Below are 11,476 nucleotides of genomic sequence, written 5' to 3'. Positions count from 1 at the left end.
GGCGGAGGCAGTAATTCCCCACTGGACAACAATGCCGACGTCACGTCATTGGCATCCGCGGGCTTGGCCAGATAATCCGTGGCCCCCATTTTCACGGCCGCCACTGCCGTGGCAATGGCTCCATAGCCCGTCAGGACAATAATCCGCGCGTCCGCACGCTTGTCACGCAATGCCTCAACCACATCCAGCCCGTTGCCGTCTTCAAGCCGCAGATCAACCACGGCATAAGCCGGTGCACGTCTTTCGATCATTTGCATGGCATCCGCCACTGTTAGAGAGGTTTCCGTTTGAAAACCCCGCTTTTCCATCGCACGTGCCAATCGCGTGACAAAGATTTCATCATCATCGACCAGCAATAGCGAAGCATCAGGGCCGATCGGCAGGTTGTTTTGGTCCATGACAAGCCCTCATGCTGTTTTACAAAAAGATGGGATTGAAACGGACAATCGTCAAACCCATGCGACAAATCGCCTTACGCCGATGCCTCTATGAAACAACCCACCTGTTCTGCCATCTGTTCCGGGAGAGTTTCCCTGGAAAAGAACTCGACCGTCTTTCCGCCCGGCATGACCAGATAAGTATTTGTCATATGGTCGACCAGATAATATTCCTGATCCTCCTCATCATTGGCCTTGAAATAATTTCGCCACCCCTGATTTACGGCGGTGATTTCCTCTTCCGTTCCTGTCAGCCCAATCATGCTTTCTGAAAACATGTTGGTATAATCTGCCAGGACTTCGGGTGTATCGCGACGGGGGTCCACCGTGATGAACACGGTCTGCACGTCCAGACCTTCTTCCGTCAGCAACGCCTCTGCCTCGGCATTGCGGGCGGCATCCAGCGGACAGATATCGGGACAGAACGTATAGCCGAAATAAAGAAGGGAGGGCTTGTCAAAGACCTGTTCGGCAGTCACCCGCTCACCGTCGTCGCGGGTCAGGGTGAAATCGGTGCCGAAGCTGTCCATGCCTCCGGCCACCGAACTGTTGGTGCACTGGGCATAAGCGTTGCCCGACCGCTGCTGGGTCAGGAACAGCGCGCCGCCTGCAAGCACGCCGATCGCTGCAGCAGTGCCGATCAGCAGGATTTTCCGGTCCGCCATGACGGCCTCCTTCGCGTGTCAAATGCGCGCATTGATCACCCATCGCAGGACGGGTATCAAGTCACCCATTGTCGCATCAGGGGCGGAAGATGACCCATATCCACGGGCCCGATGCCTTGGCCGATGACGCCGCCAGAGCGTCCGGTATGCCCACCGAAACTTCGGCGGACACTGCGGTCGACACGCCTAAGGCCGAACCAATCCGGATGCGCACGCTGGTGCTGCTGCGCTGGTTCTCGATCGGGGGGCAGTTGTCGGCCGTTGTCGTAGCCTGGTCCATGGGCATCGGCTTTCCCAAGCTGCCCGTTCTGCTGCTGATCCTGTCCTCGATCACGATGAACCTTTGGCTGTTTCTGCGCCCGCCCAAGCGGACCTCGTCAGGGCGTGCGGTGGGACAACTGGGCTTTGACCTGCTTCAGATTGCGGCGCTGATGGCGCTGACTGGCGGCATGGCCAATCCTTTCGCGCTGCTGGTGCTGGCACCGGTGACCATCGCGGCCGCTTCGTTGAACGGGAAACAGGTGCTGGCCTTGGGACTGGCGACGGTGGCGCTGATCTCTCTGGCAGCAATATTCGGCGTTCCCCTGCGCGACATGGACGGGGAAATCCTGCGGATGGAACCGATCCTGGCGCTCGCGCACTGGGTCGCGCTGGTGATCGGTGTCGTCTTCTTCGCCGGCTATGCCCACCGAGTCACCGCTGAACTGTCAGACACATCAAACGCACTGTTTGCGACCCAGATGGCCCTGTCGCGCGAGCAGCGTCTCCAGCATCTGGGCGGAGTCGTGGCAGCAGCCGCCCACGAAATGGGCACGCCCCTGGCCACCATCAAGCTGATCGCCGGAGAGCTGGCCGATGAGCTGAAGGACAGACCCGACCTTCATGCCGACGCCATTGCCCTGCGGGATTCCGCGGACCGATGCGCCCAGATCCTGCGCAGCATGGGTCGCGCGGGCAAGGACGACCTGCACATGCGTGCCGCCCCCCTTCGCGCCGTGCTGGAGGACGCCGCGGCTCCCCATGCCGACCGCGGCCCCCTGGTCGAAATCCATGCCGAAGGCACCGTCATCCGGCGTGATCCCGCCATCATCCACGCCCTGCGCAACCTGATCCAGAATGCGGTCGATTTCGCCGAGAACCGCGTCGTGATCGAGGCCCAGGTCACGCAGGGCGCGCTGACCGTCACGGTGCGCGATGATGGCCCCGGCTATCCCGCGCATCTTCTGTCGCGGATTGGTGATCCATACCTGACCCACCGGGCCGATGCCCAACGCGGCAGCTACGAAGGAATGGGCTTGGGCCTTTTCATCGCCAAGACACTGCTGGAGCGGTCGGGCGCGCGGCTGTCCTTTTCCAATGGCGGCCCTGGGGCCATTGTATCGGTTCGCTGGCCCATCGACCGGATCCGTGCCCAGGATCGTGTCGCCCTGTCACGGAACCCTTCCATCGAAGGCTGAAGATGTTAACTCCCTGTTAAGCGTGCTTCAATTATGCTCCGCTGAAATCGAAGGGAGACCTTGGCATGAATATTCAAGGTGCGGGCCTCTTGGTGGCGGCCGTCCTGTGCGGCACGCTCTCCGTTGTCTGTGCGGTGACGCTGATCCGGCTGTGGGACAGGACGCGGCGCAACAATGTCCGCCCATCTGCCGCCGCCGACGCGCTGGACGGCCGGGTACAACCGACGATCCTGTTGTTCCGCAACGCCCGGATCATTGACGCCACCCCGCCGGCACGCGGACTGATGGAGCGGATCGGCGGCGGGACAGAGGATGATTGGACACGTCTGATGCGGTGGGTCGGACCCCGCTTTCCCGACGCAACGGATCGCCTCGACCTGCTGCCGCGCCTTGGCCGGGTCGAACTGGTGGGCCAACATGGCCGCGGCAGCGCCACCTTGCGTCTGATTGCCGACGATCTGGGCGACCAGATGCGGCGGGTGACGATTTCGGACCCCGATGCCGAACATTCGGGCATCATTGTGGACGCCATGTCGCTGCAGGCCATGGAGGAAGAGTTGGAACTGCTGCGCGAGGCGCTGGACCAGACGCCGATGCTGGTCTGGAGGCTTGATGCCGATGATCGCGTCATCTGGGCCAATGCTGCATATCTGCGCCGGGCCGAGGCTCGGGGCGCCGGCGCCATCGGCTGGCCCCTGCCCCGCCTTCTGGACGCGCCCAAGCCTGTACCGGGTGCCGGAACCGCCGCACGCCGCGCCGCTCTGGAAGATCAGGGGATCGTCTCGTGGTACGATTGCCATTGCCACCGGATGGGCGAGGAAGCGATGATGTTCGCCCTGCCCGCCGATGCCGCTGTCCGTGCCGAACGCAGCCTGCGGGAGTTCGTGCAAACGCTGACCAAGACATTCGCCGATCTTCCCATCGGTCTGGCGATTTTCGATCGGCAGCGGAACCTGCAGCTGTTCAACCCGGCCTTGATCGACCTCACCTGTCTCCCGACAGGGTTTCTGACGGCGCGCCCGACATTGTTTGACTTTCTGGACCAGTTGCGCGAACAGCGCATGGTTCCCGAACCCAAGGATTATCGCAGCTGGCGCCAGCACATGTCCAACCTCGAAAGCGCCGCAGCGACCGGACATCATGTCGAGACCTGGTCATTGCCCGGAGGCCAGACCTATCGCGTGACCGGCCGGCCGCACCCCGACGGTGCGGTCGCCTTCCTGTTCGAGAACATCACTACGGAAATGTCGCTGACCCGCAAGTTTCGGGCGGAACAGATGCTGGGCGAGCATGTGCTGGACGGTCTGGAGGATGGGCTTGCTGTCTTTGCCGGTACAGGTCAGCTGGTGCTCAGCAACCAGGCCTACCGCACCCTGTGGGGTCAGCCGAACGCAAACCTTGGTGATGCCTTGTCCCAATGGGAGCGTGTAACGGTAGCAGGTCCGGGCTTTGTCGCCCTGAGAGAGGCTCTCGCCTCGGATCTGGCAGGAGGCCCTGTCAGCGGCGCGATGGCAGGGCCGCAAGGACAACTGCTGGGCTGGATCGTCACGCCTTTGAGCGGAGGCCGCAAGATGCTGCGCTTTCGTACAGCATCGCCGCATCCGGTGTCCTTGGCTCCGGCCGCGCCGGAACCTATGGAACAGGACCTTCACGCAATGCGGGACGCGATCGGCGCCGACTAGCCCTTTCGCGTCCTGCCTTGGCAGAAGCGCCGTCAGTAGTCGCGCTCGAAGAAAACGCCGATCGAGCTGCTTCCGTCGCTGCCGACCGAGCCCCGGGCGCGGAGAGATTGCGTGATGTCTAAGTTCAGGTTGATCGTCGATCGCCCGCCCTCTCCCACGGCAACGTCGGTATAAACGTTTTCGGAAAGATAGCGGCCGGCACGCAGCTCGATGTTCCCGTCATCATCTGTGGTCAGATCCAGATCGTCCAGTCCCGCGCTTTCGCGCAGGTTGCCGATGATCCCGTCGCCGCCCCGGCCTGCAAGGACCGCAATGGCATTGGCCAGCTGCGCTGCCTGCAAAGGGCTGATGCGGTCCAGACCCCGACCGAACAGCAGTTGGGACAGCACCTCTTCCTGGGGCAGTTCCGGCGAGGATTCAAAGGTGATCTGAGGGTCGCGCACCTCTCCGTCGATGATGATGCGGGTCGTGATTCCGTCCCTTTCGGTCTCGGCAACTAGACGGATGACAGGGATCAGGCTTCCCTGCAGTTCGACCAGCCCCTCGGTCAGGTTGAAGCGGTTGCCCAGAAGGTCCACTCGCCCCCGGATCAGTTCCAGATTGCCGATGGGAACCACGTCCCGTGGGGTGCCTTGGATCCGGAAGCCTCCGCCCAGTTCCGCATCGATCCCGCGCCCGCGAATAAAGACGCGGTTCGGCGCGTTGATGGTCAGGTCCAGACGCGGAGGGTCGTTGGGCGGCGTTGCCGGAGGACCGGCCAGGCCCGCCTCTTGCGCCGCTTGACTGGGATAGCCTTCCAGCCCCGCCCGCGCCCGCGTGGCACGGACCGGGGGACGCTGGCTGCCGACATGGGTGATGTCGGGGATGGCCCGCGCGCCCCCCAAGCCGGTCGACGGGATGCGGATCTCGGTCTCGCCCAGATCGATGTCACCTGAAATGACCTGCCCTGTCGCACTGGACCCGCTGAAACGGACGTTCCCCGTCAGACTGGTCTGGTAAAGGTTCGGGTCACGCAGCACCACCTCGGCCAGCACGATGCCGATATCCACCGCGCCATTGGACAGATCGACCGGGCCGCTCAGGGTCACCCGCCCGCCCGAAGCCACATTTGCAGCACCATCCACTTGGATACGGCCGTTCTGGAAGGCTGCAGCCACATCGATCTGCTCCAGCCGCAAACCCAGTGCCGGATCGGCCAGTTGCCCGTTCTGCAGCCGCACCTGTCCCGAGAGCGCTTGCACCGAAGGTGCGCCTTGCAGCCGCAGATCGATTGCCAGCGGTCCGGAAATGCTGCGGGTCCGCAGGGTGGCATTGGCCAAGGCAGAATCCGCGCTGCCGTTGATGGACAGATCGGTGGTCGAGCCGTCACGGGCCGCAGTGCCCGCGATACGCAGGTTCGTGCTGCCCGGCGCTGCCGCACGCAGATCAACCGCAAAGTTCGCGCCTTCTTCCCGGACGGTTCCCGTCACATTGACCGGTCCGGGAAACTCCGGCACCAGAACACCCAGGTTCGCAAGCCGCGCATCAACGTTGATGCCGCTGGCCGGTGCCCCATCCGCAGTCACCTGCAGTTGCGGATTGCGGACCTGCAGCCGCTGGACCGAGATTCCCTCGCTGCCCTGACTGGCGGCCACATCGAACGTCGTCTGCCCGGCCAGAACAGGGTCGATGCGGGGCTGGCCCAAGGACAACCCGTTGGCCGTGCCGCTTGCCTCGATGCGGCGGGCGGTGCCATCATCGATCAGCCGCGCTTCGGCATTCAGCGTCCCGGCAATACCGTTGCCCAGAAACCTCAGATCGCCTGCGTCCACCTGTGCCGTCACATCGGTCGCGCCTGCGCCGACCCGGCCGGTCGCCGTGGCCGAAAGACGGGGGTTCTCCACCTGCGCCGTCTGAATGGTGAAAACGCCGTTTTCTTCGGTTCCGGTAACAGCCAATCGTGTTTCCCCGGCCAAGGCCCCGTCAACCTGTGCCTGCCCCAAGGACAGATCGCGCCCGGTGCCTGTCACTTCCAGCCGGCGAACACCATCGCCTGCCTCGCGGAAACTGCCCTGCGCCTGCAGCGCTCCACTCCAGCCGGGGCCGAAGGGCGCAAGGGACGCCACATTCAGATCGGCCGTGATGTCGGTCACGCCTTCGCCATAGGTGCCCTGCACCACCGCCTCAAGCTGTTCGTTGACCAGCTGTCCCTGCTGAATGGTGATGACGCCGTCGCGTTCCGAAGCGCGAACAGCAAGGCGGGTGGTACCGGTCAGCGCCCCGTCGACCCCGGTCTGACCCAGAGACAGATTCTGTCCCTGCCCCGATACGTCGACGATCCGGGCACCGTCCTCTTCGCTCAGCGTGGCACGGCCCTCAAAGCCGCCGGACCAGTCTGGACGGATGTCCGACAGGTCCGCCACCCCGAACTCCGCCACTGCGTCCAAGGCACCTGGGGCGAAGCTGCCCGTGGCCATTGCATTCAATTGCGGGTTCGACAGCTGGAAGTTGTCCAACTGATACCCTTTGCCGGTTTCGGCAGCGACGACGGTCAGGTTGGTCTGGCCGCGCAGAGCCTTATCCAGCGCCTCGATTCCGATGCGCAGATCCTCTGCCTCGCCGCTGACGGTCAGGCGTCGCTGACCCTGGGGGCCGTTCAGCACGGCCTCCGCTTCCAGTGCTCCGCCAAAGTCGGGATCGGCATCCTCCAGGGATGGCATGGAAACGCGCGCCCGCAAGTCGCTGGACAGCGAACTGATCAGTCCCTGCGCTTCGGCTGTCAGCCGGCTGGCATTGATTGTCAGTTCCTCGATCTCGATCCCGATCTCATCCCGCCGCGCATCCAGGCTGATGGTTGATCGTCCGTCCAGCAGCCGGTCCAGTTGGGGCTGATCGAGGGTGATGTCGGTGCCGTTCACCTGCGCATCGATGTCAAAGCTGCGGTTCAGGACAGTATAATAACCGACAGCCGAAGCATCGGCCGCACCGGTCAGGGGCCGTCCCGCGATCGTCGACAGCCGCGACAGGTCCGCATAGCGGGCGTTAGCGTCCACTGAAACCGTGATGCCGCTGGACAGGCCCGAGATCAGGAAATTTCCGTCCAGCCCGTAATCAGACCCTTGGACCGTCAGCCCGGTGATGTCGACAGCGTTGCCGGGGGCAAAGTTGAACCGGGTGCTGCCCTGGATCTGGTCACCCACGGCCTGGGCCATTCCAGGATCGGCAAAGGCCAGATCACGCACAGCAAACTCTATCCCGCCATTGACCTCGGACAGTGCCCCCTCGGACAGCACGACCTCGCCGCCGCCGTCCAGATCCAGCGCACCCAAGGACACATCGCCGAGGTTCAGGGACCCGACGCGCCCGTCCAAGGTCCAGCCCTGACCTTCGGCAGCGTCATAATCGAGTGACAAACGACCGGATTCCACGGTCGTGTCCTCTCCGGCGAAAGGCAGGGGAACCGGCACCTGTTCAGCCTCGGCGTCACGGCCCAGCGTGACCAGCAGCTGTGCACGCTGAGGGGCGGACTGGTCGTTGGTCGTCAGGGTCCCCGCGATCCGCAGGGCTTCCGTCCGGATGTCCAGTTGCGGGATCTCCAGCCGCCCGGTCTCGGCTCGCCAGCCTTCCGCCAGCAGTTGCGTGTCACGGCCAAAGAAGGCCCGATCCTGTGGCCGCAGCAGCGACGCGACATCGCCGCCCAGCGCGAACCGGAAACCGGTTCCGGGGGTGCCGTCCTCCCCTTCGCGGGAACTGGCACTGACCTGACCCGAAATGCGCGGCTGTCCGTTTGTTGCCAACCGGATATCGGCGGCAAAGTTGCGGATTTCCCCTTCGCCGCTGATCTGGGCCGTGAGAGCGGGCCGTTCATGAATATTGACCAGGTTGGCCAAGATGCCGTCCGCCGCTTCGTCCAGACCCAAGTTCAGTCGCAAAACCTGCGTTTCGTTCGAATAACCCGTATCCAGGATGAACTGGCCGCGCGGCCCGTCCAGGCGGTCGATGGTCAGCTGCGCCGTCCCCTCGCCTCCTTCCAGGCTGAGACCACCCGCGACCTTCAGCGCCGCCTCGACGCCGATGACTGGCTCGCCCAAGGCGACACGGTCTGCGCGGATCTGCTCGATGTTCAGAGACACGGGCAGTTCCGGCAGGGCAAAGACCGGAGCCTCGGCCTGAACGGCGCCTTCCTGGCCCTGTGGCACGCGGGGCAGCAGGATTTCGGCAGCAGACAGTTCCGCGATCTCGATCCGGCGGCGCAGCAGGGCCGACCGGTTCCACTGGATCGCGCCGTTGCGTAGGGTCAGCCAGACACCTTCGTCATCGGCAATGCGAATCTCGTCAAAGGTCGCGCGGGAGGAAAGGGCACCCTGAAAGCCGTCAATGACCACCTGGCGACCCGCGCCGGACAAGTTGCGTTCCAGAAGACCTGTCAGAAAACCCCGATCGTCTTCGATTTCCTGCGACAGTTCCGCCGCACTTTGCGCCAGAACCGCCAGTGGAAGAAAAAGGGCAACAAGAATGATCCAGAAACGCCGCATTAGAATGCCTGCCCCAAGCCAAGGTAAAGCTGAACGCCGCTGGCGGTGTCGCCGCTGACCGGACCGGCCACGTCGAAGCGGAGCGGCCCGACCGGCGTGTCGTAACGCACCCCAAGGCCCGCACCGGCCTGGTCGCCGCTGACGCCCTCGAACCCACCATCGGCCCAGACCTGGCCGTAATCGGCAAAGGCCACGAGCCCGATCCTTTCGCGGACCTGAAAGCGGAATTCGGCAGTGGCATTGGCCACGCTCATTCCGCCCGTCTTGATGGTGCCACCTTCGGGACCCTCGATGACCTCGACCCCTAGTGACTGATAAGGATGGCCGCGTACGGTGCCGCCGCCGCCCGAGAAGAACAGAAAGTTGCGCGGCGTTGCCTCGATGTCACTGCCCAGCACCGACCCCAGCCGCCCCCGCCCTGCCAGAGTGAAACGCTCGCCCGAACCGAAACTGCGGAAGATACGCCCTTCGCCCAAGGTCTGGACACCCGATCCCGTTTCCTGAAAGCCGCTGAAAGGCACGAGATCGCCGGACAGGTAGAAGCCGCGCTTCGCATTGTTGCGTTCGATCCGGCGGTCCCAGATCACGTTCATCGGCAGGGCGAGCACCTGGAAGTCGGTCTGCCCATTGGCGTCGAAGGCGCGCGAATACTGGTACTGCACGGAAATGTCCGCCGTCAGCAGATTCGTTTCGCGGTCGCGGAAGATGTGGTTGAAGCCCAAGGACAGGCTGGCCCTGTCCTCGTCGTAATCCTCCTCGCGCATCCGCGCGGTCTCGGCCTCCACATAGCCTGTCGTGTCCGCCGTGATCGTGGCAGGGCGATCCAGACGGATCGTGACCTCATCATCGCGATCGCTGGTTTCGGAACCGATGTCCTTGATCTGTCCATCGATGCGCAAGCGTTCCCCTCCGCCCAGAAGGTTGCGATGCATCCAGTAGGCCGACACCAGCACCCCGTCGGTGTTCGAGATCTCGAAGCCCGCGCCGATGCGGCGCGGGCGCTGCTCGACCACGGTCAGGTCCACGTCCAGCGTGTTGCCGGGGCCCAGGTTGTCGGCCTCCTGAAGCGTGATGGCGGAAAAGACGCCGCTGCGACGCAGGCGCTTGCGGACGGTTTCCAGATTCTCGGGATTGAACCGCGTGCCTTCGGGAAAGCCGGCGATCTTGCGCAGGCGGCGTTCGTTCAGCCGCTGGTTGCCGCTGACGCTCATTTGGCCAAAGGTCACGAGGGGGCCGGGTTGCAGCGCGATCTGGCTGTCCACGCGGGCGCTGTCATGATCGGCCACGATCTGCTGGTCGGCAAGATCGGCCTTGGCATGGCCGTATTGCCGCCAAGCGTCCACACCCGCCAGGGCAGCACGGCGCATCGCGCCCGTTCCCGCGACCTCGTTCACGGCATAGTTGGAAGGGATCTCGCTTTCGGGTGCGACCGGCGCGATGGCCGCGCGGGAAAAACGGAAGATCCGTCCCGGCTGGACCGCCACGACGACACGCTGAACCAGATCGGGGGCATCCAGGGGCGCGACCTCGGCGGCCTCGGCCCCGTCCAACCGGATGCTGACAATGCTGTCGTAATAACCTTCATCGTAAAGCAGGCCCAGAATGCGTGCGTAATCGCCACGCGCCGCAGCCAGTATGTCCTGGCCCGTGGTACGCTCTTCGGACAGTGCCCCCGAGATCAAAGAGGTGCGGCGAATTTGCCGGGCAAGGTCATCGTCGCCACCCTCGACCTGGATGTCCAGATCGACCGGTCCCTCCGTTTCATTGCCCCACCCGAAGAGACCTGAGAACGGCGAAGAGGACTGTGCCAGAGCCATGCCTGCGCCTGCCGCCACCGTCGCGGCCAACATGGCTGCCGTAAGATATGCCCGCATCTGCTGTCCCGTCTTTATTGATTAACTCAATTCAAACAGGAACGATCCCTCGAATCCAGCAATACTTGGCCGGTCCAAGGCTAGTGGCGCCCACCTTTCCGCGACCGGCGCCGTCAGCCCAGCGCGGCCAGACAACCGTGCAGCGCCGCCATGTCATCACGGATCAGGAAGATCGGCGTGTTTTCAGGGATGTGGCGCATGTGCTCTTCCGCAAGGAAGGTTGGCAGGAAGCGGTCCATCCGGTCGGCAATGCTGCGGCCCACGCTGCCGGCCAGGAACATTCCCTCCAGCGGCATGAAGCGCAGGGCCAGTTCGCGACACAAAAGCCCCACCAGTTCCGTGAAGAAGTCATAGGTGGCGATGGCCTGCGGATCCCCCGCCTCGACCGCACGGGCGATGTCCTCGCCCAGCAGCGGCGTGCTGCCGGTCATGGCGGCGTGCAGGCGCGACAGGCCGCGCCCGGCAAAGGTTTCTTCGGTCGAGAAGAAGCCGCGCGCCGCGTCCGCGCCCACTCGGTCGATCAACCGGGCCATGATGTTGGCCGGCAGGTTGGTGTGCCCTTCCTCGGCCTCAAGCGCGGTGATCGCGCCGCCGGGCAGGACGCGGACAGCGCAGACGTTGAACCCGGTGCCCAGACCCACGACCAGCGCCTGCCCGTTCCGGGCGCGGTCCGCAGACGCCTGCCGCAGGATGGCGACTCCGTCGCCTGCCAGGGCAGGGGTGGCATAACCCAGCGCGGTCAGGTCATTGATCAGGCGCACCTGATCGGCATCTGTCAGGCGCGCCAGGTTCTGCTCGTCAAAGGACCAGTCGCGGTTGGTCAGCCGTGCGTGGCCGCCGCTGACGG

The 11,476-nt window shown here is 64.0% G+C and carries 7 protein-coding genes; 2 read left to right on the top strand and 5 right to left on the bottom strand.

All coding sequences use genetic code 11. The features are described from left to right. Together ACLHHB_RS17275 and ACLHHB_RS17270 are read right to left on the bottom strand one after the other, a co-directional pair. Positions 1 to 398: response regulator (locus ACLHHB_RS17275; protein ID WP_410219521.1), on the bottom strand; the 398-nt coding region annotated here is incomplete at its 3' end. Between the two features lie 74 nt (positions 399 to 472). Continuing rightward, positions 473 to 1,102, bottom strand: a complete 630-nt coding sequence (locus ACLHHB_RS17270) for an SCO family protein (protein WP_410219520.1) — start codon at positions 1,100 to 1,102, stop codon at positions 473 to 475. A gap of 89 nt (positions 1,103 to 1,191) precedes the next feature. Here ACLHHB_RS17270 and ACLHHB_RS17265 point away from each other — a divergent pair, with 89 nt between their 5' ends. Further along, entirely contained in the window at positions 1,192 to 2,559 is a 1,368-nt protein-coding gene (locus ACLHHB_RS17265) for an ActS/PrrB/RegB family redox-sensitive histidine kinase (RefSeq protein ID WP_410219519.1), read from the top strand. A gap of 65 nt (positions 2,560 to 2,624) precedes the next feature. Continuing rightward, on the top strand, positions 2,625 to 4,241 hold the full coding sequence (locus tag ACLHHB_RS17260) for a PAS-domain containing protein (RefSeq protein ID WP_410219518.1): 1,617 nt from the start codon (positions 2,625 to 2,627) through the stop codon (positions 4,239 to 4,241). A gap of 32 nt (positions 4,242 to 4,273) precedes the next feature. Here ACLHHB_RS17260 and ACLHHB_RS17255 read toward each other — a convergent pair whose 3' ends face one another. From ACLHHB_RS17255 to ACLHHB_RS17245, 3 genes are all read right to left on the bottom strand, one after another. Further along, positions 4,274 to 8,755 (bottom strand): translocation/assembly module TamB domain-containing protein, encoded by a 4,482-nt coding sequence (locus ACLHHB_RS17255; protein WP_410219517.1) that lies wholly within the window; start codon positions 8,753 to 8,755, stop codon positions 4,274 to 4,276. After that, on the bottom strand, positions 8,755 to 10,629 hold the full coding sequence (locus ACLHHB_RS17250) for an autotransporter assembly complex protein TamA (RefSeq protein ID WP_410219516.1): 1,875 nt from the start codon (positions 10,627 to 10,629) through the stop codon (positions 8,755 to 8,757). Before ACLHHB_RS17250 ends, ACLHHB_RS17255 begins: the two co-directional genes overlap by 1 nt. A 113-nt stretch (positions 10,630 to 10,742) precedes the next feature. Beyond that, a partial coding sequence (locus tag ACLHHB_RS17245) for a glucokinase (protein WP_410219515.1) occupies positions 10,743 to 11,476 on the bottom strand: 734 nt, incomplete at its 5' end.

The sequence above is a fragment of the Paracoccus sp. (in: a-proteobacteria) genome (assembly GCF_046462195.1).
GTDB lineage: Bacteria > Pseudomonadota > Alphaproteobacteria > Rhodobacterales > Rhodobacteraceae > Paracoccus.
Note: the sequence above shows the minus strand (reverse complement) of the source record. Positions and strands in the feature narration are given on the sequence as shown.

Coding starts and splice junctions, on each gene's coding strand:
- ACLHHB_RS17265 (WP_410219519.1), top strand. CDS start 1,192: ATGACCCATATCCACGGGCCCGATGCCTTGGCCGATGACGCCGCCAGA.
- ACLHHB_RS17260 (WP_410219518.1), top strand. CDS start 2,625: ATGAATATTCAAGGTGCGGGCCTCTTGGTGGCGGCCGTCCTGTGCGGC.
- ACLHHB_RS17270 (WP_410219520.1), bottom strand. CDS start 1,102: ATGGCGGACCGGAAAATCCTGCTGATCGGCACTGCTGCAGCGATCGGC.
- ACLHHB_RS17255 (WP_410219517.1), bottom strand. CDS start 8,755: ATGCGGCGTTTCTGGATCATTCTTGTTGCCCTTTTTCTTCCACTGGCG.
- ACLHHB_RS17250 (WP_410219516.1), bottom strand. CDS start 10,629: ATGCGGGCATATCTTACGGCAGCCATGTTGGCCGCGACGGTGGCGGCA.